Source organism: Leclercia sp. LSNIH8 (genome assembly GCF_002920195.1).
Taxonomy (GTDB): Bacteria; Pseudomonadota; Gammaproteobacteria; order Enterobacterales; family Enterobacteriaceae; genus Enterobacter.
Map to the genome: position 1 here is coordinate 106945 of NZ_PQJY01000009.1, position 20915 is coordinate 127859.

A 20915-nucleotide genomic window follows, 5' to 3' on the forward strand; every position below is an offset into this window, starting at 1 on the left:
ATAAAAGGAGTTGATCATGGTTAGGTTAGATAAGAACGACCCTCTAATGTTGGCGCGTCAGCTGCCATTGAAGTCTGTTGCCCTGATTCTTGCTGGCGGCCGCGGTACCCGATTAAAAGATTTAACGATCAAGCGCGCCAAACCCGCCGTCCACTTCGGCGGTAAATTCCGTATTATCGATTTTGCTCTGTCCAATTGCCTCAACTCAGGCATTCGCCGTATTGGCGTCATTACCCAGTATCAGTCACACACTCTGGTGCAGCATATTCAGCGCGGCTGGTCGTTCTTCAGTGAGGAGATGAACGAGTTTGTCGACCTGTTGCCTGCCCAGCAGCGCGTCCATGGCGAAAACTGGTACCGCGGCACCGCCGATGCGGTCACGCAGAACCTCGATATCATTCGCCGTTATAACGCCGAATACGTGGTGATCCTCGCCGGGGACCATATCTACAAGCAGGACTACTCGCGCATGCTTATCGACCATGTCGAAAAAGGGGCGCGCTGCACCGTAGCCTGTTTGCCGGTGCCCGTTGCCGAGGCGACGGCGTTTGGCGTCATGGCGGTGGACGAAAACGACAAGGTGATCGATTTCGTGGAAAAACCGGCGAATCCACCTTCAATGCCGGGCGATGACACTAAAGCGCTTGCCAGCATGGGTATCTATGTCTTTGATGCAGATTACCTTTACCAGCTGCTGGAAGAGGATGACAAGGATGAAAAATCCAGCCATGACTTCGGCAAAGACATCATCCCGAAAATCACCAAATCTGGCATGGCCTATGCACATCCTTTCCCGCTCTCCTGCGTGCAGTCCGATCCGAATTCAGAACCGTACTGGCGCGATGTAGGAACCCTGGAAGCGTACTGGAAGGCTAACCTCGATCTGGCCTCTGTCACGCCGGAGCTGGATATGTACGACCATAACTGGCCGATCCGCACCCATATGGAGTCTCTGCCGCCGGCAAAATTTGTCCAGGACCGTTCGGGCAGCCACGGCATGACGCTGAACTCGCTGGTTTCCGGCGGGTGCATTATCTCCGGCTCGGTGGTGGTGCAGTCGGTATTGTTCCCGCGCGTGCGGGTGAACTCCTTCTGCAATATTGATTCGTCAGTGCTGTTACCCGACGTCTGGGTGGGCCGCTCGTGCCGCCTGCGTCGTTGCGTTATCGACCGTGCCTGCGTCATTCCGGAAGGCATGGTAATTGGAGAAAATGCGGAAGAGGACGCGCGCCGTTTCTACCGCTCAGAAGAAGGTATCGTGCTGGTTACGCGGGAAATGCTGCGTAAACTGCAGATCAAACAGGAGCGATGATGCAGGTTTTACACGTTTGTTCTGAAATGTTCCCGTTGCTCAAAACTGGCGGGTTGGCGGATGTGATAGGGGCGTTACCGGCGGCGCAAATTGCAGGTGGGGTTGATACCCGCGTGCTGTTACCCGCTTTTCCAGATATTCGTCGCGGCGTGCCTGACGCGCAGATCGTCAGCCGCCGCGAGACCTTTGCCGGGCGCATCACATTACTGTTTGGCCATTACAACGGCGTGGGTATCTACCTGATTGACGCGCCGCATCTTTATGACCGCCCAGGGAGCCCGTACCACGACACTAACCTGTTTGCCTATACCGATAACGTGCTGCGTTTCGCGCTGCTCGGCTGGGTAGGGGCGGAGATGGCCTGTGGGCTGGATCCGTTCTGGCGTCCGGACGTGGTGCATGCCCACGACTGGCACGCCGGGTTAGCGCCAGCCTATCTGGCGGCACGTGGCCATCCGGCGAAGTCGGTCTTTACCGTGCATAACCTGGCGTACCAGGGCATGTATTTCGCCAAACATATGGATGACATCGATTTGCCATGGTCATTCTTTAATATGCACGGGCTGGAGTTCAAGGGGCAGATCTCCTTCCTCAAGGCCGGGCTTTACTACGCCGATCACATCACCGCCGTCAGTCCAACCTACGCGCGGGAGATCACCGAAGCGCAGTTTGGCTACGGGATGGAGGGGCTGCTCAGCCAGCGCCATCGCGAAGGCCGACTGTCGGGCATTCTCAACGGCGTGGATGAAAAAATCTGGAGTCCGGAAACCGATCTGCTGCTGGGGGCGCGCTATAACCGCGACTCCGTGGAAGATAAGGCCGAGAACAAACGTCAGCTGCAAGTTGCCATGGGACTGAAGGTCAACGACAAGGTGCCGCTGTTTGCGGTGGTAAGCCGTCTGACCAGCCAGAAAGGACTCGATCTGGTGCTCGAGGCGCTGCCGGGCCTGCTGGAGCAGGGCGGACAGCTGGCGCTGCTGGGTGCGGGCGATCCGGTACTGCAGGAGGGCTTCCTCGCCGCCGCCGCCGAACATCCAGGACAGGTGGGTGTGCAGATTGGCTATCACGAAGCGTTTTCGCACCGCATCATGGCGGGCGCAGACGTTATTCTGGTGCCGAGCCGTTTTGAGCCCTGCGGCTTAACCCAGCTGTATGGTCTGAAGTACGGCACACTGCCACTGGTGCGGCGTACTGGCGGGCTGGCGGATACCGTATCCGACACCTCGCTGGAGAATCTGGCGGATGGGATCGCCACCGGATTTGTCTTTGAAGACAGTAATGCCTGGTCGCTGTTACGCGCGATTCGTCGTGCTTTCGTGTTGTGGTCACGTCCTTCTTTATGGCGTTTTGTTCAACGCCAGGCGATGGCCATGGATTTTAGCTGGCAAGTTGCGGCGCAGTCCTACCGCGATCTTTATCAACGCTTGATGTAACAATGCTGGAATCAGAGATATGAATGCACCCTTTTCCTATGCGTCTCCCACGGTAAGCATTGAGGCGTTAAAGCACTCCATTGCTTACAAGCTGATGTTCACCATTGGCAAAGACCCGGTCATCGCCAACAAACACGAATGGCTCAACGCCACCCTGTTTGCGGTGCGTGACCGGCTGGTTGAGCGCTGGCTGCGCTCCAACCGCGCCCAGCTCTCACAGGAGACTCGCCAGGTTTACTATCTGTCGATGGAGTTTTTGATTGGCCGCACCCTTTCCAACGCGCTGTTGTCGCTGGGTATCTATGACGACGTCAAAACTGCGCTGGAAGAGATGGGGTTAGATTTAGAAGAGCTGATTGACGAAGAGAACGACCCTGGCCTCGGCAACGGTGGTCTGGGCCGTCTGGCGGCCTGCTTCCTCGATTCGCTGGCGACCCTCGCCCTGCCAGGGCGTGGCTACGGTATCCGCTACGATTACGGCATGTTCAAACAGAACATTGTCGATGGCCGACAGAAAGAGTCTCCGGACTACTGGCTGGAGTACGGCAACCCGTGGGAGTTCAAGCGCCACAATACCCGCTATAAAGTCCGCTTCGGTGGCCGTATTCAGCAGGAAGGCAAGAAGAGCCGCTGGGTCGAGACCGAAGAGATCCTGGCCGTAGCTTACGATCAGATCATTCCCGGCTACGACACTGATGCCACCAACACGCTGCGCCTGTGGAACGCCCAGGCCAGTAGCGAGATTAACCTCGGTAAGTTCAACCAGGGCGACTACTTCGCGGCGGTGGAAGATAAAAACCACTCCGAGAACGTCTCCCGTGTGCTCTATCCGGATGATTCCACCTACTCCGGGCGCGAGCTGCGCCTGCGTCAGGAGTACTTCCTGGTCTCCGCGACCATTCAGGATATCCTGAGCCGTCACTACCAGCTGCACAAAACCTACGCCAATCTGGCGGATAAGATCGCAATTCACTTGAATGACACCCACCCGGTGCTGTCGATTCCTGAGCTGATGCGCCTGCTGATTGACGAGCACAAGTTCAGCTGGGACGAGGCGTTTGAGGTGACCTGCCAGGTCTTCTCCTACACCAACCATACGTTGATGAGCGAAGCGCTGGAAACCTGGCCAGTAGATATGCTCGGCAAAATCCTGCCGCGCCACCTGCAGATTATCTTCGAGATTAACGACTTCTTCCTGAGAACGTTGCAGGAGCAGTATCCGCACGACACCGGCCTGCTGAGCCGCACCTCGATCATTGATGAATCCAATGGCCGCCGGGTGCGCATGGCGTGGCTGGCGGTGGTAATCAGCCACAAAGTCAACGGTGTGTCTGAGCTGCACTCGAACCTGATGGTGCAGTCGCTGTTCGCAGACTTTGCGAAAATCTTCCCGATGCGTTTCTGCAACGTCACCAACGGGGTGACGCCACGCCGCTGGCTGGCGCTGGCGAACCAGCCGCTCTCTGATGTGCTCGACGAGAACATTGGCCGCACCTGGCGGACCGATTTAAGCCAGCTGAGCGAGCTCGAGCAGCATGCTGACTTCCCGACGGTGAATAAAGCGGTGCGTGATGCCAAGCTGCTGAATAAAAAGCGGCTGGCGGTGTGGATGGCGCTGCATCTTAACGTGGTGGCTAACCCGAAAGCGCTGTTCGACGTGCAGATCAAACGTATCCACGAGTACAAGCGTCAGCTGATGAACGTGCTGCACGTGATAACCCGCTACAACCGCATCAAGGCCGACCCGGATGCGGACTGGGTGCCGCGCGTGAACATCTTCGCCGGTAAAGCCGCCTCGGCATATTACATGGCGAAGCACATTATTCATCTGATCAACGACGTGGCGAAGGTGATCAACAACGATCCGCAGATTGGCGACAAGCTGAAGGTCGTCTTTATCCCGAACTACAGCGTGAGTCTGGCCCAGCTGATCATTCCGGCCGCCGATCTCTCGGAGCAGATCTCGACCGCAGGCACCGAAGCCTCTGGCACCAGTAACATGAAGTTTGCCCTCAACGGCGCGCTGACCATCGGCACGCTGGATGGCGCCAATGTTGAAATGCTGGAGCACGTGGGTGAAGAGAACATCTTTATCTTCGGTAACACCACGGAAGAGGTGGAGGCGCTGCGTGCTAAGGGCTACTCGCCGCGTGATTATTACGAGCAGGATGAAGAGTTGCGTCAGGTGCTGACCCAGATCGGCACCGGGGTATTTAACCCGGACGAGCCTGGCCGCTACCGCGACCTGGTGGATTCGCTGATTAACTTCGGTGACCACTACCAGGTGCTGGCTGACTACCGCAGCTATGTGGATTGTCAGGACAAGGTCGACGAGCTGTACCGCAAGCCGGAAGAGTGGGCCACCAAAGCGATGCACAACATCGCCAATATGGGCTACTTCTCGTCGGATCGCACCATCCAGGAGTATGCCGAGAACATCTGGCATATCAAACCGGTGCGGTTGTAAAAAATGCCGGGTGGCGGCTGCGCCTTACCCGGCCTATGTACTTTTGTCTTTTGTAGGCCCGGTAAGCGTTAGCGCCACCGGGCTTTTTTTATGATGCTAACGACAGCTCACGCTTTCCCGTACGCTGCGCCAGCCACAGCGCCACGCGCGACTGCTGCTCCGCATTCAGCCACATCCCCTCTTTGGTGCGACGCCACAGCGCATCGTCTGCGCGGCGTACCCACTCGTGGTCGGCTAAGTAGCGCAGTTCCGCCTCGTAAAACTCGTGGCCAAAATGTTCGCCCAGATCGGTCAGATCCTTCGCCCCGTTCAGGATCAGCTCGCTGTTGCTGCCGTAGGTGCGGGCAAAGTGGCGGGCCATGGATTCGCTGATAAACGGATAGCGACGGCGCAGTTTTGCCGCGTAGTCATCGCGGTTGCCGCCGATATCACCGCCAGGCAGTACCGCGCCTTTGGTCCATGCCGGGCCGATACCCTGGTAGTAGGGGGCCAGTTTTTCCATCGCATGTTCCGCCAGCTTACGGTAGGTGGTGAGCTTACCGCCAAACACCGACAGCAGCGGCGCTTTGCCGTGATCGTCGTGAATATCAAGCGTGTAGTCGCGGGTGATGGCCTGCGGTGAATCGGATTCGTCATCGCACAGCGGACGCACGCCAGAGTAGCTCCAGACCACATCCTCACGCGTCAGCGTCTTTTTAAAGTGCGCGTTATAGACCTCCAGCAGATAGCTGACTTCGCTCTCGTCGATCTCAACGTTCTTCGGATCGCCTTTGTACTCCACGTCGGTGGTGCCAATGATGGAGAACTCATCCATCCACGGGATCACAAACACGATGCGCTTGTCTTCGTTTTGCAGAATATAGGCCTGCTTCTGGGTATGCACCCGCGGCACCACAATGTGACTGCCTTTGATCAGGCGGATGCCATACGGCGACGGCAGCTGCATCCCCTGGTCAAAGAACTGCTTCACCCATGGGCCGGTTGCGTTCACCAGCCCGCGTGCCTGCCAGCTGAAACGCTCGCCGGTATCGATATCTTCCGCTTCGACAATCCACAGCCCCTTTTCCCGGCGCGCCGAGACCGCGCGGGTGCGGGTTTTCACCTCACCGCCTTTGCGTTCAACCATTTGCGCGTTGGCCAGCACCAGACGGGCATCGTCCACCCAGCAGTCGGAATATTCGAATCCGCGCACGATTTCAGGCTTCAGCACCGAGTCTGCGCCAAAACGCACACCGGCAGAGGCGGGCAGGCTGGTGCGTTTGCCCAGGTGGTCGTACATAAACAGACCAATGCGGATCATCCATGCCGGGCGCAGATGTGGGCGGTGCGGCAGGCGAAAACGCATCGGCGTGGCGATATGGGGAGCCATTTTCAGCAGCACTTCACGTTCCGCCAGCGCTTCACTCACCAGGCGGAACTCATAGTGTTCCAGGTAACGCAGGCCACCGTGGATCAGTTTGGAGCTGGCGGAGGAGGTGGCACAGGCGAGATCCTGCGCTTCCAGCATCAGGACAGATAACCCGCGCCCGGCCGCATCAGCCGCAATACCTGCACCGTTGATACCGCCACCTATTACAATCAGATCTTTAGTTTCCATTGCATCCTCACGCACTTTCGTTAAAGCTCAAAAATGTTCGATATCGCTCATATTAGCAAAGGAAATGGATTTTAGTAACATCAAAAAAACATTTTTGAGTGATAGAGCTAACATAATGGCGTTTACCCGCCGCCACGACGTACACTAACCGTTAAAATAGTGCGGTCCCAGGCCGCACGGCACGTGAACAGACAACAGAGAGCACCATGGAACAATTTGAATGTATTAACGTAGAAGAAGCCCATCAGAAGATGCACCAGGGCACCGCAGTGCTGGTGGATATTCGCGATCCGCAGAGTTTTGCGATGGGCCACACCCCGGGCGCATTCCATCTGACCAATGCCTCGCTCGCCGAGTTTATGCGTGACAACGATTTCGACACCCCGGTGATGGTGATGTGCTATCACGGCAACAGCAGTAAGGGAGCGGCGCAATATCTGCTGCAACAGGGCTATGACTCGGTTTACAGCGTGGACGGCGGCTTCGATGCCTGGCACCGTCATTTCCCGGCAGAAGTCGAGCACGCGGGCATTTAGGGTATATACTGTCCCCTTTTGTGTGGAATAAGCGACTGCCGCCGATGCTACTGATCACCTCTTTTAACAACCCGCGCGTCGCCCAGGCGTTTGTCGACTACATGGCGACGCAGGGTGTCATTCTTACCATTCAACAACATACGCAAACCGACGTCTGGCTGGCGGATGAGAGCCAGGCTGCCCGGGTTGAGGCAGAGCTGGCGCGTTTTCTGGAAAATCCCGGCGATGCGCGCTATCTGGCGGCGAGCTGGCAGTCCGGCCATACCGGTAGCGGCCTGCGTTATCAGCGCTTTCCTTTCCTTGCGACCCTGCGCGAACGCGCGGGGCCGTTTACCCTGGGGTTAATGGCGGCCTGCATTCTGGTCTTCATTATGATGAGCGTGGTGGGCGATCAGCAGATCATGCTGCTGCTGGCCTGGCCCTATGACGCCTCGTTAGAGTTCGAATTCTGGCGCTACTTCACCCACGCGCTGATGCACTTCTCGTTCCTGCATATTCTTTTTAACCTGCTGTGGTGGTGGTATCTCGGCGGGGCGGTGGAGAAACGGCTCGGCAGCGGCAAGCTCATCGTGCTCACCCTTATCAGCGCGCTGCTCAGCGGCTTTATCCAGCATAAGTTCGGCGGCCCGTGGTTTGGCGGCCTTTCCGGCGTGGTCTACGCGCTGATGGGCTATGTCTGGCTGCGCGGCGAGCGCGATCCAGAGAGCGGTATCTACCTGCAGCGCGGGTTGATGACCTTTGCATTAATCTGGATTATTGCCGGATGGTTTGATCTGTTTGGTATGGCGATTGCCAACGGTGCTCACGTCGCCGGGCTGGCGGTCGGGCTGGCGATGGCGTTTGCCGATACGCTCAATGCGCGAAAACGAACATAAATCTGGCAGGGAACTCCGATGAAACAAACACAACGTCATGATGCCATTATTGACCTGGTGAAAAAGCAGGGATACGTCAGTACCGAAGAGCTGGTGGAGCAGTTTGCCGTCAGCCCGCAGACCATCCGCCGCGATCTCAACGACCTGGCCGATCAGAACCGTATCCTGCGCCACCACGGCGGCGCGGCGCTGCCCTCCAGTTCGGTCAACACCCCCTGGCACGACCGCAAGGCGACGCAGACCTCGGAAAAGGAGCGTATCGCCCGTAAGGTCGCCAGTCAGATCCCCAACGGCGCGACGCTGTTTATCGACATCGGCACCACGCCGGAGGCGGTGGCACATGCCCTGCTCGGCCATGAAAATCTGCGTATCGTGACCAACAACCTCAACGTCGCCACCACCCTGATGCAGAAAGAGGACTTTCGCATCATTCTGGCGGGCGGCGAGCTGCGCAGCCGTGACGGCGGCATTATTGGCGAGGCGACCCTCGACTTCATCTCCCAGTTCCGCCTCGACTTTGGCATTCTCGGCATCAGCGGCATTGATACGGACGGTTCACTGCTGGAGTTTGACTACCACGAAGTGCGCACCAAGCGGGCGATCATTGAGAACTCGCGCCATGTGATGCTGGTGGTGGATCACTCCAAGTTTGGCCGTAACGCGATGGTGAACATGGGCAGCATCAGTATGGTGAATGCGGTTTACACCGACGTGATGCCGCCAGCGGGTGTGTTGAAGGTCATTAAAGATAATAACTTGCAGTTAGAGCTGTGCTGAATTCATGTCGGGTGGCGCTGCGCTTACCCGACCTACAAAACCGTAGGCCCGGCAAGCGTAGCGCCGCCGGGCAAATGTCGCCGGGTGGCGGCTTCGCCTTACCCGGCCTACAAAACTACAAAACCGTAGGCCCGCGCAAGCGCAGCGCCGCCGGGCAATGCCCTACACGCCGTACCCCATCATCTTCAACAGCTGCTGCGCATGCTGCACCGCGTCCTGACGATGCGCGACGCCCAGCTTCTGATACAGGTTCCGGATATGTGTTTTGATGGTGGTGGCCGCCACGGCCAGCTCACCGGCAATCTGCTCGTTGCTGTAGCCTGAGTAAATCAGCCCCAGAACCTGCCATTCGCGCTGGGTCAGCGGGCTGGTGCGGATCAGCTCCGGCACTTCCGGGTGATTCAGCAGACGCTCCACAAAGGTCTCGTCGAAGTGGGCAAACTTGTGGCGATGATGCTGGTTAATCTCACGCAGAATGCGCTGGGCACGGTGCTGATCCAGCTCCGGCAGCGTGTTCAGCTGAATAAGCTGGCGCAGCTGCTGCGCCATGGTCTCGCCTTCAATCACAAAGTGGCTGATAAAGCCGGTGCGGTTCGCCAGCTGCAATGCTTCCAGCAGCACACGCTGGGCGTCATTCTTACGGCCTGACTGCCAGTAAAGCTGGTTTTGCAACAGCAGGTTGCGGTTGAGATCGCTCATCAGACGCAGGCTGCGGGCATTTTCGTTCAGCTCTTCCAGCACCATCTCGGCCGGTTCAAATTCGCCTAACAGGATCTGCGCCCGGGCAATATTGCGCCACTGGCTCTGCAGGAAGTGGTTATTGGCGAACGCCGGCTTCGGCGTCTGGCGCAGCCAGTTGGCCGCCGATTTCTTGTCGCCGGTCATCTGCCAGTAAATCACCCGCACCTTATCGGCGTTGGATACCCAGTCGCTGTGGTACTGACCGTTGCCGAGCAGGTTTTCCAGGCGGTTGAGGTGGTTACGGGCGTTGTCGAGATCGCCGCGCGCCAGCGAGCACTGCACCAGCAGGCCCAGACACTGCAACTGCTGCTGCGGCTGATAGGTGGAGAGCACATTGACCCCGTGACGGGCGGTGCTTTCGGCTTCGTCCAGACGCGCCCACGCCCACAGAAGCTGGGCGCGAATGCGCAGCAGGAACTCGTGCATTGGCAGCTGTTCCAGATGCTGATCGCGGATCAGATTGAACGCTTTTTCCTGCGTCTCCCAGGCGGCCTGCAGGAAGCCCTGGGCAAACAAAATTTCGCTCTGCTGGATCAGGCTCCACAGCGCGTAGTGCCAGACATCGTGACGGCGTGCCATCTGTTCGGTCTGCTGCATCAGCGACAGGGAGCGGGTGAGATCGCCTTTACAGTGCAGCACTTCCCCATGCACCGAGGTGGCAACGATACGGCTGTAGAAGTTCGCCAGGGGCAGCTCTTCCAGCGCGACCATCGACAGGCGCTGAGCCTCTTCCTGGTCGCCGTCATTGATCGCCACCTGCGCGCGCAGGGCGTTAAACTCGCCGTGCAGGGCGGCATCCATCTCGCCCTTCATCTCCTGCTCGGCGCGGGCCAGCAGGGTGTTCACTTCGCTGTAGCGATGCTGGCTTTGCATCAGCCAGGCCTGGAGCAGCACCAGGCGTGGATTTTCCAGCAGGCTCTCCCACGGCAGGGCGCGCAGCGACTCTTCCAGCAGGGCCAGCTCGCTGTGATTAAACAGGCTCCAGGCGTGGTTGAGCAGGATATCGCGCAGCATATGGGCATCGCCCGCAGCCAGTGCGTGATGTATCGCCTCGCTCGGGAAGCCCTGCGCCATCCAGCTTTCTGCCGCGGCGCGGTGGATTTCCGGCAGTTCGGTTGCCAGCTCCCACTGACAGCGCTGGCGCAGGAAGCTGCCAAACAGCGGGTGGTAGCTGAACCACTCCCCGGAGTCGTCCATACGCTGCAGGAACAACCCCTGACGCTCAATCTCTTCCAGGCGCATCTGGCCGTTGTCTTCGCCGGTGACGCGCACAATCAGCGCATCGTTCATTGAGCGCAGCAGGGAGCTTTTCAGCAGGAACTGACGGGTGGATTGATCGACGCTGTTGAGCACCTCATCCACCAGGTAATCGGAGAGGTGGCTGGCATTGATCCCCGACAGGCGACGGGCGGACTGCTGCGTCGGGCTGTTATTATGCCGCGCCGACAGGGCAATCAGCTGCAGGGCGGTCGCCCAGCCAGCCACGTCGTCGCACAGGCGGCTGCTTTCCGCCACCTCGATAGGGGATTTCAGGCGGCAGTCAAAGAACTGCTTCGCCTCCTGATGGGTAAAGGAGAGCTGCTGGCTGCCGATTTCCAGCAGCTGATCGCGCACGCGCAGGTTGGCAATGCCCAGCTGCGGCAGGTTGCGCGACAGCACCACCAGGGTCAGGTTTTCCGGCTGATGACGCAGGAAAAAGCGCATCGACTCATGGATCACCGGGTTGGTGATCAGATGATAATCGTCAATGACCAGATAGAGCGGGCGATGCCATTCGGCCAGCTCGATAAAGAGTTGGGAAAACAGTGAAGAGAGGCTGGCGTACTGTCGCTTTTGCACCATGCTTTCGCTGGTTACGCAGTGTCCGTTGGTCGCCTGCTGAATGGCGGCGATAAGATAACTGGCGAAACGCTCCTGCTGGTTATCGCCCTCATCAAGGGAGTACCAGCCAAGATCGGTCTTGCCGGATGCCCACTGCGAAATGAGCGTGGTTTTGCCGTACCCGGCAGGGCTCGTTACCAGCGCCAGTCGAAAATTGTTCGCGCCGGAAAGTTTCGCCAGCAAGCGTTCGCGGACCACAGTATGGTCAAGACGAACCGGGCGACTTAATTTTGACGGAATCAACATAGTTTTCACTTCACTGTGTGGAAATCGAGATTTTTGATTTTTTTTGCGCTTCGTAATTAATGCATATAAGGTCGGTCAGAAACCTCTTTATTGCAAGTTATGTCCGGGTTTTATATCCCTTAATTTGCACTCGGTCACAAAAATATATGCTGGGGTGCGGGAACTTTTCCGATGGGCCTCGAAAGCGCATGGATATTGGTTTGGCGCGTATGCGGAACGTTAAGCATAAAAAGGAATATAGAATCGTAAAGGCTGTGAAAAGTTAATAAAGTCCTGGGATGGTTACCCTGGTAAAATAACCCTCTGCGATGCAGTAAAATCCTACAGTTATTATTTCAGGTAAGTAATTATTACTGCGCTCATATATTCCTTCTGAAAACCTGTTTCATTTTTTGACGCTCTTCCCGGTAATCTCGTCTGCAATGCCCCACACTCTGGCTGCGGAAAGTGGCCGCGATCACACTTTATCGCTCATCCCCGCTACTCCTCCCCGTCTAATCCCTGGCAGGAGGAGGAAGAGCCATAAGTAGCCAGGCACACTAGCGCCAACGTTTTATTTTCTCTCTACAGGATGCAGATTCCCTATGTCACAGCCTACTTTCAACAAAGCTCAATTCCAGGCTGCCCTGACGCGTCAGTGGCAGCGTTTTGGTTTACATGCCGCTGAAGAGATGACCTCCCGCCAGTGGTGGCAGGCCGTCAGTGGAGCGCTCGCCGAGTTACTGAGCGCCCAACCCGCAGTAGAACCGGCGAAAGATCAGCGCCACGTTAACTACATCTCAATGGAATTTCTGATTGGCCGTCTGACCGGCAACAATCTGCTTAACCTGGGCTGGTATCAGGAGGTGAGCGATGTGCTGAACGCGCACAACGTTAATCTGACCGACCTGCTGGAAGAGGAGATCGATCCGGCGCTCGGCAACGGCGGTCTGGGTCGCCTGGCGGCCTGTTTCCTGGACTCCATGGCGACGGTAGGCCAGTCAGCGATCGGCTATGGTCTGAACTATCAGTACGGCCTGTTCCGTCAGTCCTTTGCCGACGGCCAGCAGATGGAAGCCCCGGATGACTGGCATCGTGGCAGCTACCCGTGGTTCCGCCACAACGAAGCGCTGGATGTGCAGGTGGGCATTGGCGGTAAAGTGACGAAAGCGGGTCAGTGGGAGCCGGGCTTCACCATCACCGGCCAGGCCTGGGATCTGCCGGTGCTGGGCTACCGTAACGGCGTGGCGCAGCCGCTGCGTCTGTGGCAGGCGACCCATGCCCATCCGTTCAACCTGACCAAATTCAACGACGGTGATTTCCTGCGTGCTGAGCAGCAGGGGATCGACGCCGACAAGCTGACCAAGGTTCTCTACCCGAACGACAACCATCTGGCGGGCAAAAAGCTGCGCCTGATGCAGCAGTACTTCCAGTGCGCCTGCTCCGTGGCCGACATTCTGCGTCGTCATCACCTGGCGGGCCGCAAACTGGCGGAGCTGGCAGATTACGAAGTGATCCAACTGAACGACACCCACCCAACCATTGCTATTCCGGAACTGCTGCGCGTGCTGATCGACGAGCATCAGCTGAGCTGGGACGACGCCTGGGCGATTACCAGCAAGACCTTCGCCTACACCAACCACACCCTGATGCCAGAGGCGCTGGAGTGCTGGGACGAGAAGCTGATTAAAACTCTGCTGCCTCGCCATATGCAGATCATCAACGAAATCAACAACCGCTTCAAAAAGCAGGTCGATAAAACCTGGCCGGGCGATAAAGCAGTATGGGCGAAGCTGGCGGTGGTGTTCGACAAGCAGGTGCGCATGGCTAACCTCTGCGTGGTGAGCGGTTTTGCGGTAAACGGCGTGGCTGCGCTGCACTCCGACCTGGTGGTGAAAGATCTGTTCCCGGAATATCACCAGCTGTGGCCGAACAAGTTCCACAACGTGACCAACGGCATCACCCCGCGTCGCTGGATCAAGCAGTGCAACCCGGCACTCTCCGCGCTGCTGGATTCATCGCTGGATAAAGAGTGGGCCAACGATCTCGACCAGCTGATTAACCTCGAGAAGTATGCCGACGATGCGGCGTTCCGCGAGACTTACCGCACCATCAAGCAGGACAACAAAGTGCGCCTGGCGGCGTACGTCAAAGCCCGTACCGGGATTGAGATCAACCCGAACGCGCTGTTTGATATCCAGATTAAGCGTCTGCACGAGTACAAGCGTCAGCACCTGAACCTGCTGCACATTCTGGCGCTGTACAAAGAGATCCGTGAGAACCCGCAGGCCGACCGCGTGCCACGCGTGTTCCTGTTTGGCGCGAAAGCGGCGCCGGGCTACTACCTGGCAAAAAACATCATCTTCGCTATCAATAAAGTGGCCGACGCGGTGAACAACGATCCGAAAGTGGGCGACAAGCTGAAGGTGGTCTTCCTGCCGGATTACTGCGTCTCTGCGGCCGAGCTGTTAATCCCGGCGGCAGACGTTTCTGAGCAGATTTCTACCGCCGGTAAAGAGGCCTCCGGCACCGGCAACATGAAGCTGGCTCTGAACGGCGCGCTGACTGTGGGTACTCTGGACGGGGCGAACGTTGAGATTGCCGAGCAGGTGGGCGACGAGAACATCTTTATCTTCGGCCATACTGTGGAAGAGGTGAAAGCCATTAAAGCCAAAGGTTACGACCCGGTGAAATGGCGTAAAAAAGACAAGCTGCTGGATGCGGTACTGAAAGAGCTGGAGAGCGGCAAATACAGCGACGGCGACAAGCACGCGTTCGACCAGATGCTGCACAGCATTGGCAAAGAGGGCGGCGACCCGTATCTGCTGATGGCGGACTTTGCCGGCTACGTTGAGGCGCAGAAACAGGTCGATGTTCTGTATCGCGACCAGGAAGCCTGGACCCGGGCGTGCATTCTGAACACCGCGCGCTGTGGCATGTTCAGCTCTGACCGTTCAATCCGCGACTACCAGACCCGTATCTGGCAGGCAAAACGCTAAGGAAGCGCGATGGAAAGTAAACGTCTCGATAATGCCGCACTGGCGGCGGGCATCAGCCCCAGCTACATCAATGCTCATGGTAAACCGCAGTCTATTGGTGCTGAAACCAAGAGGCGTTTGCTGGATGCCATGCATAAAGCCAAACCCGTCGCGAAAGCGGCGGTCACCCCCGTCCCGAACGTGATGGTCTACACTGCCGGGAAAAAGATGCCGCTGACGATCGAAGGCAGCGGCGACTTTAGCTGGCTGCTGACCACCGAAGAGGGACATCAGCACAAGGGCCACGCCACGGGCGGCAAAAACCTCAACCTTCCGGCAAAACTGCCGGAGGGCTATCACACCCTGACGCTCACCCAGGACGGCCAACGCTGGCACTGCCGGGTGATTGTGGCGCCAAAACGCTGCTACGAGCCGCAGGCGCTGAAAGAGGGCAAAAAGCTGTGGGGTGCCTGTGTGCAGCTCTACACGCTGCGCTCGGAGAATAACTGGGGGATCGGCGATTTCGGCGATCTGAAAAAGATGCTGGCGGATGTCGGTAAGCGCGGCGGGGCCTTTATCGGCCTTAACCCGATCCATGCGCTCTATCCGGCTAACCCGGAGAGCGCCAGCCCGTACAGCCCGTCATCCCGCCGCTGGCTGAACGTGATTTATATCGACGTGAACGCTGTGGAGGATTTCCGCAACAGCGACGAGGCGCAGGCCTGGTGGACGATGGAGACTACCCGCCAGTCGCTGCAACGCGCCCGCGATGCCGAGTGGGTCGATTATGCTTCCGTCACCGCGCTGAAGATGGCCGCGCTGCGTATGGCGTGGAAAGGCTTTGCGCAGCGTGACGACGAACAGATGGCGGCCTTCCGGGCGTTTGTTGCCCGTGAAGGGGAGAGCCTCTACTGGCAGGCGGCGTTCGACGCGCTGCATGCGCATCAGGTGAAAGAGGATGAAATGCGCTGGGGCTGGCCGGTCTGGCCTGAGCAGTATCAGTCCGTCGACTCCCCGGCAGTGAAAGCGTTTTGCGACGAACATGCCGACGAGGTCGATTTTTACCTCTGGCTGCAGTGGCTGGCCTACAGCCAGTTCGCAGCCTGCTGGCAGGAGAGCCAGGGTTACGACATGCCGATTGGTCTCTACCGTGACCTGGCGGTGGGCGTGGCCGAAGGCGGGGCGGAGACCTGGTGCGATCGCGAGCTTTACTGCCTGAAAGCCTCGGTCGGTGCGCCACCGGATATTCTTGGCCCGCTGGGTCAGAACTGGGGCCTGCCGCCGATGGACCCGCATGTGATCGCGGCCCGCGCCTATGAGCCCTTTATCGAGCTGCTGCGCGCTAACATGCAGAACTGTGGCGCGCTGCGTATCGACCATGTAATGTCGGTGTTGCGTCTGTGGTGGATCCCCTACGGCGAAACCGCCGACCATGGCGCCTATGTTCATTATCCGGTGGACGATCTGCTCTCGATTCTTGCGCTGGAGAGTAAGCGCCATAACTGTATGGTAATCGGTGAAGATCTCGGTACCGTACCGGTAGAAATTGTCAGCAAGCTGCGTGACAGCGGCGTGTACTCCTACAAGGTGCTCTATTTTGAAAACGACCTTGAAAAGAACTTCCGCGCGCCGGAGGCGTATCCAGAACAATCAATGGCAGTCGCGACGACGCATGACCTTCCTACGCTTCGGGGCTGGTGGGACAGCGGCGACCTTACCCTGGGCAAGACGCTGGGCCTCTACCCTGACGAAGTGATGCTCCGCGGTCTTTATCAGGATCGCGAGCTGTCGAAGCAGGGGCTGCTGGATGCGTTGCATGAGCACGGCTGCCTGCCAAAACGCACCGGGCATAAGGCGTCGTTGATGTCGATGACCCCGACGCTCAACCGCGGGTTGCAGCGCTACATTGCCGACAGCAACAGTGCGCTGCTGGGGTTGCAGCCGGAAGACTGGCTGGGTATGGCGGAGCCGGTTAACATTCCGGGCACCAGCTACCAGTACAAGAACTGGCGTCGCAAGCTCTCCACCTCCCTTGAGGCGATGTTTGCTGACGAGGGGGTGAATAAGCTGATTAAGGATCTCGATAAGCGGCGAAAAGCGGCTGCGAAGAAGTGATAAAAAAAACCCGCCGGATGGCGGGTTTTTTATTGCCCGGTGACGCGTAGCGATCCGGGCCTACGGAATGTGCATGCTCTGGTTTTGTAGGCCGGGTAAGGCGCAGCCGCCACCCGGCGCTGTCACATCAAACAACCATACCCAGCAGCAGACACCCAATCAGGCCGCAGACGGAGATGATGGTTTCCAGCATTGACCAGGACTTGATGGTCTCACCGATGGTCAGGTTGAAGTACTCCTTGAACAGCCAGAAGCCCGGATCGTTGACGTGAGAGAAGATCACGCTACCGGAACCGACCGCGATAACCATCAGCTCAGGGCTGACGCCGGTGGTGGCAATCAGTGGCGCCACGATACCGCCCGCAGTGATAGCGGCCACGGTGGCAGAACCCAGCGCGATACGCAGGACTGCGGCGATAGACCAGGCCATCAGGATAGGGGAGATGTTGGTTTCATGCATCATAGAGGCGATGTATTTGTCCACGCCGCTATCCACCAGAACCTGTTTGAACGCACCGCCACCACCGATGATCAGCAGCATCATGGCGATGATTTTGATTGAGGAGCCCAGGGTATCGTTAATCTGATCCATAGAGCGGCCACGGTTCAGACCAAAGGTGAAAAGCGCAATCAGAACCGCGATCAGCGTCGCCATTACCGGGTCGCCCAAGAACTCAGCCACGCCGAGAACCGGATGGCCTTTCGGCAGCACCATTTCACAGACGGCGCGCATGGCCATCAGCACAACCGGTACCAGAGAGGTCCAGACGCTGACAGCAAAGCTTGGCATCTCGGCTTCAGTAAAGGTTTTGGCGTTGTAGAGCCCTTCCGGGATCGGCTTGTCGATACCTTTCAGGCAACGGGCAAATACCGGGCCTGCCAGGATAACGGTCGGGATCGCAAGGATGGTACCGAACAGCAGGGTTTTACCCATGTCCGCATGGAAAATAGTGGCGATAGCGGTCGGGCCCGGGTGTGGCGGCAGGAAGCCGTGTGTCACTGACAATGCAGCAGCCATCGGCACACCGACATAGAGCAGCGGGATGCTGGCAGAGGCGGCGATGGTGAACACCAGCGGCAGCATCAGCACGAAGCCCACTTCGTAGAACAGCGCGAAACCAACGGTAAAGCCGGTTAAGACCACCGCCCACTGAATGTTGTTTTTGCCGAATTTTGCAATCAGCGTGGTTGCGATGCGCTGTGCGCCACCGCAGTCAGCCAGCATTTTACCGAGCATGGCGCCGAAGCCCATGATCAGCGCGAGGCTACCGAGCGTACCGCCCACGCCAGCTTTAATGGAGCTGATAACTTTTACCAGCGGCATACCCTGCATCAGGCCGACAGCAAGTGCCACCAGAACAAGGGCGATAAAACCGTTCATTTTGAAACGGATCATCAAGAGCAGTAACAGGATTACACCGATAGCGACAATGACTAATGGCATGATTATCTGGCCTTAAAAATTGTTATGGGTAACGTCATCATTTCAACGACATACTAATGTTGCCCCAACTGGGAACGGCTAACTGATGGCACACAGAGAGGCTGCCTTCTAAATCTTTAGTTTAGTCGGTCGGCGTAAAGCTGTTTTAGTGCCCGTGAGAATGATACGGGTAACATGTGTGGCTTGAGAATGACCCCCGCGGTCAAAATGTGAATTCTGAGACGCAGGTCATGTTATGAGGCAAGAGAAAAGGGGATGTGTGTTTGTAGGCCCGGTAAGCGTAGCGCCACCGGGCAAGCAAACGGGCAATCAGTAGTAAGAGTGTTCGCCGCGCTGGTGTTCGGTAAGATCGCGCACGCCTTTCAGCTCCGGGAACTCGTTCAGCAGCTGCTTCTCGATCCCCTCTTTCAGGGTGACGTCGACCATGGAACAGCCGTTACAGCCGCCGCCAAACTGCAGAATCGCCAGACCGTCTTCGGTGATCTCCATCAGGGAGACGCGACCACCGTGACCCGCCAGCTGCGGGTTGATCTGGGACTGCAGCAGATACTCAACGCGCTCCATCAGCGGAGCATCATCGCCCACTTTACGCATTTTGGCGTTTGGTGCTTTCAGGGTTAACTGCGAGCCCAGCTGGTCGGTGACAAAATCAATTTCCGCATCTTCCAGATACGGGGCGCTCAGCTCATCGACATAGGCAGTGAGCTGCTCAAATTTCAGGGCGGTGTCAGTTGCTTCCACAGCATCCGGTGGGCAATAAGAGACGCCGCATTCTGCATTCGGGGTGCCCGGGTTGATCACGAATACGCGGATCTGGGTCCCTTCTTCCTGATTTGCCAGCAGTTTGGCAAAGTGCGCTTGTGCAGCATCGGAAATACGGATCATAGAATTGGCCTAATAGTTGACTAAATTACCTGGGTATAATACGCCCAACCTGAGGGCGCTACAAGGTTCGACACAGACACCATACCTGAACCGACGCCGCGCCGCTTCGCAAAAGCAGGCGGGAGAGCTCCGCGACGGTAGCGCCTGTTGTCACGACATCATCCACCAGAGCGATATGGCGTCCTGCCACCGGGAATTCAAGCGCAAAGGCGTGCTGCAGGTTGCGTTTACGCAGTCGTGCGCTGAGCCGATGCTGGGCCGGGGTCGCGCGGGTGCGGCGAAGGGCGTCGGGAACATAGCGGCAGTTTAACCAGCGGGCCAGCGGGCGACAGAGCAGGTCACTCTGGTTAAAACCGCGCCGCCAGTGCCGCCGGGACCAGAGCGGCACGCTGACCATCATATCGACACGCGGTAAACCGTGGCTGCGCCTGGCCCGCAACAGCGCCAACAGTAACAGCCTCGCCAGCGGCTGGGCCAGCTGGCTGCGGCGAGAAAATTTTAGCTGATGGACAAGCAGACTTACCGGCGGCCTGTAACCGCACACCGCCACCAGCGCCTGCCACGGCGGGGGTTTACGCAGGCAGCGCCCACAGGGCAGGTGAGGGTGGATGGCCGGCAAGCCGCACCGGGGGCAACGGCTCCCCCGCGGGGCAATTCCCCTTTCACATACGGAACAGACTCCCCAATGGCCGAGGGTCAGCGGCATCCGGCATAGCCAGCACAAGCCGGGCACTGTTAGCATAGACAACCTCCTTGTGAAAAAAGAGAACAGTAATCGATGAACAACCTTTGGTGGCAGACCGTCGGGACAGGAAATTGTCATCTTGTGCTGCTGCACGGATGGGGGCTGAATGCCGAAGTATGGCGTTGCGTCAGTGAGGAACTGGCCTCGCATTTTACGCTGCACCTGGTGGATCTGCCGGGCTTTGGCCGTAGCCGTGATTTTGGCGCGATGACGCTTGAGGAGATGGCGGAGCAGGTGCTGGCTCAGGCCCCGGATCGGGCGATCTGGCTCGGCTGGAGCCTGGGCGGACTGGTGGCGAGCCAGATTGCCCTGACGCACCCGGAGCGGGTGCAGGCCCTGGTCACCGTGGCGTCATCCCCTTGTTTTAGCGCCCAGGGAGAGTGGCCGGGGATCAAACCTGAAGTGCTGGCCGGTTTCCAGCAGCAGCTGAGCAATGATTTCCAGCGGACGGTAGAGCGTTTTCTTGCCCTGCAAACCATGGGCACAGAAACGGCGCGCCAGGATGCCCGCACGCTGAAAACCACGGTGCTGTCATTGCCGATGCCGGAGGTGGAGGTGCTGAATGGCGGGCTGGAGATCCTGAAAACGGCCGATCTGCGCGCGCCGCTGGCGTCGCTTTCGCTGCCGCACCTGCGTATTTATGGCTATCTGGACGGGCTGGTGCCGCGCAAGATCGTGCCGCTGCTGGATGAGCAATGGCCGCAGAGCGAAGCCCTGATCATCACCAAAGCCGCGCATGCGCCCTTTATCTCTCACTCCGACGAGTTTTGCGCGGCGCTGATGGCCTTAAGTCGCCGTTTAAACTGATTATTTTCTGTTACCGCTGGAAAAAGTGACGTACCGCAACAATACTCAATATATCGTTGCGGTTGTCCCGCCTTCGATAATCAAAATTACAATCATC

General features: G+C 57.9%; 14 protein-coding genes. 9 read left to right on the top strand and 5 right to left on the bottom strand.

What is annotated here, in order from left to right; genetic code table 11:
- Positions 1 to 16 precede the first annotated feature (16 nt).
- Genes glgC through glgP form a run of 3 tightly spaced genes read left to right on the top strand, consistent with a single transcriptional unit; the run spans position 17 to position 5212 of the window.
- Positions 17 to 1312 carry a glucose-1-phosphate adenylyltransferase gene (gene glgC / locus C3406_RS20995; protein ID WP_103177334.1) on the top strand — a complete coding sequence of 432 codons (1296 nt, stop codon included), beginning with the start codon at positions 17 to 19 and terminating at the stop codon, positions 1310 to 1312.
- Positions 1312 to 2745, top strand: coding sequence for a glycogen synthase GlgA (gene glgA, locus C3406_RS21000; RefSeq protein ID WP_103177333.1), 1434 nt, complete (start codon positions 1312 to 1314; stop codon positions 2743 to 2745). The genes glgC and glgA overlap by 1 nt, the downstream gene beginning before the upstream one ends.
- A gap of 19 nt (positions 2746 to 2764) precedes the next feature.
- Entirely contained in the window at positions 2765 to 5212 is a 2448-nt protein-coding gene (gene glgP, locus C3406_RS21005) for a glycogen phosphorylase (protein ID WP_103824789.1), read from the top strand.
- Positions 5213 to 5300: 88 nt separating this feature from the next.
- Here glgP and glpD read toward each other — a convergent pair whose 3' ends face one another.
- Positions 5301 to 6809, bottom strand: coding sequence for a glycerol-3-phosphate dehydrogenase (glpD, locus tag C3406_RS21010; RefSeq protein WP_103824790.1), 1509 nt, complete (start codon positions 6807 to 6809; stop codon positions 5301 to 5303).
- 206 nt (positions 6810 to 7015) lie between these two features.
- Here glpD and glpE point away from each other — a divergent pair, with 206 nt between their 5' ends.
- From glpE to C3406_RS21025, 3 genes are read left to right on the top strand one after another with little or no spacing between them, the layout of a single operon-like run.
- Positions 7016 to 7345 carry a thiosulfate sulfurtransferase GlpE gene (glpE, locus tag C3406_RS21015; RefSeq protein ID WP_103177330.1) on the top strand — a complete coding sequence of 110 codons (330 nt, stop codon included), beginning with the start codon at positions 7016 to 7018 and terminating at the stop codon, positions 7343 to 7345.
- Between the two features lie 44 nt (positions 7346 to 7389).
- Entirely contained in the window at positions 7390 to 8220 is an 831-nt protein-coding gene (gene glpG / locus C3406_RS21020) for a rhomboid family intramembrane serine protease GlpG (RefSeq protein ID WP_103824791.1), read from the top strand.
- A gap of 18 nt (positions 8221 to 8238) precedes the next feature.
- Positions 8239 to 8997, top strand: a complete 759-nt coding sequence (locus C3406_RS21025) for a DeoR/GlpR family transcriptional regulator (protein ID WP_103824792.1) — start codon at positions 8239 to 8241, stop codon at positions 8995 to 8997.
- Between the two features lie 162 nt (positions 8998 to 9159).
- Here the strand turns inward: C3406_RS21025 and malT are convergent, their stop codons facing one another.
- Positions 9160 to 11865, bottom strand: a complete 2706-nt coding sequence (gene malT, locus C3406_RS21030) for an HTH-type transcriptional regulator MalT (protein ID WP_103824793.1) — start codon at positions 11863 to 11865, stop codon at positions 9160 to 9162.
- A 584-nt stretch (positions 11866 to 12449) separates the two neighbouring features.
- On the opposite strand from malT, the gene malP reads away from it, so the two are divergent.
- Together malP and malQ are read left to right on the top strand one after the other, a co-directional pair.
- Positions 12450 to 14843 carry a maltodextrin phosphorylase gene (gene malP, locus C3406_RS21035; RefSeq protein ID WP_103824794.1) on the top strand — a complete coding sequence of 798 codons (2394 nt, stop codon included), beginning with the start codon at positions 12450 to 12452 and terminating at the stop codon, positions 14841 to 14843.
- A gap of 9 nt (positions 14844 to 14852) precedes the next feature.
- Positions 14853 to 16937: a 4-alpha-glucanotransferase gene (malQ, locus tag C3406_RS21040; protein ID WP_103824795.1), complete on the top strand. Its 2085-nt coding sequence runs from the start codon at positions 14853 to 14855 to the stop codon at positions 16935 to 16937.
- A gap of 127 nt (positions 16938 to 17064) precedes the next feature.
- On the opposite strand, the gene gntT is transcribed toward malQ, so the two are convergent.
- The 3 genes from gntT to gntX form a co-directional block, all read right to left on the bottom strand.
- Positions 17065 to 18381 (bottom strand): gluconate transporter, encoded by a 1317-nt coding sequence (gntT, locus tag C3406_RS21045; RefSeq protein ID WP_103824796.1) that lies wholly within the window; start codon positions 18379 to 18381, stop codon positions 17065 to 17067.
- A gap of 309 nt (positions 18382 to 18690) precedes the next feature.
- Positions 18691 to 19266, bottom strand: a complete 576-nt coding sequence (gene nfuA / locus C3406_RS21050) for a Fe-S biogenesis protein NfuA (protein WP_103824797.1) — start codon at positions 19264 to 19266, stop codon at positions 18691 to 18693.
- Between the two features lie 58 nt (positions 19267 to 19324).
- The gene (gene gntX, locus C3406_RS21055; protein WP_103824798.1) at positions 19325 to 20008 is read right to left on the bottom strand and encodes a DNA utilization protein GntX; all 684 of its coding nucleotides are present in this window, start codon (positions 20006 to 20008) and stop codon (positions 19325 to 19327) included.
- Between the two features lie 36 nt (positions 20009 to 20044).
- Here gntX and bioH point away from each other — a divergent pair, with 36 nt between their 5' ends.
- Positions 20045 to 20818 carry a pimeloyl-ACP methyl ester esterase BioH gene (gene bioH, locus C3406_RS21060; protein ID WP_103824799.1) on the top strand — a complete coding sequence of 258 codons (774 nt, stop codon included), beginning with the start codon at positions 20045 to 20047 and terminating at the stop codon, positions 20816 to 20818.
- Positions 20819 to 20915 lie beyond the last annotated feature (97 nt).

Bases quoted from the DNA above. Each gene is read 5' to 3' on its own strand.
- glpD (WP_103824790.1), bottom strand. From the start codon at position 6,809: ATGGAAACTAAAGATCTGATTGTAATAGGTGGCGGTATCAACGGTGCA.
- malQ (WP_103824795.1), top strand. From the start codon at position 14,853: ATGGAAAGTAAACGTCTCGATAATGCCGCACTGGCGGCGGGCATCAGC.
- bioH (WP_103824799.1), top strand. From the start codon at position 20,045: ATGAACAACCTTTGGTGGCAGACCGTCGGGACAGGAAATTGTCATCTT.
- gntX (WP_103824798.1), bottom strand. From the start codon at position 20,008: ATGCTAACAGTGCCCGGCTTGTGCTGGCTATGCCGGATGCCGCTGACC.
- malP (WP_103824794.1), top strand. From the start codon at position 12,450: ATGTCACAGCCTACTTTCAACAAAGCTCAATTCCAGGCTGCCCTGACG.
- glpG (WP_103824791.1), top strand. From the start codon at position 7,390: ATGCTACTGATCACCTCTTTTAACAACCCGCGCGTCGCCCAGGCGTTT.
- C3406_RS21025 (WP_103824792.1), top strand. From the start codon at position 8,239: ATGAAACAAACACAACGTCATGATGCCATTATTGACCTGGTGAAAAAG.
- nfuA (WP_103824797.1), bottom strand. From the start codon at position 19,266: ATGATCCGTATTTCCGATGCTGCACAAGCGCACTTTGCCAAACTGCTG.
- gntT (WP_103824796.1), bottom strand. From the start codon at position 18,381: ATGCCATTAGTCATTGTCGCTATCGGTGTAATCCTGTTACTGCTCTTG.
- glgP (WP_103824789.1), top strand. From the start codon at position 2,765: ATGAATGCACCCTTTTCCTATGCGTCTCCCACGGTAAGCATTGAGGCG.
- malT (WP_103824793.1), bottom strand. From the start codon at position 11,865: ATGTTGATTCCGTCAAAATTAAGTCGCCCGGTTCGTCTTGACCATACT.
- glgC (WP_103177334.1), top strand. From the start codon at position 17: ATGGTTAGGTTAGATAAGAACGACCCTCTAATGTTGGCGCGTCAGCTG.
- glpE (WP_103177330.1), top strand. From the start codon at position 7,016: ATGGAACAATTTGAATGTATTAACGTAGAAGAAGCCCATCAGAAGATG.
- glgA (WP_103177333.1), top strand. From the start codon at position 1,312: ATGCAGGTTTTACACGTTTGTTCTGAAATGTTCCCGTTGCTCAAAACT.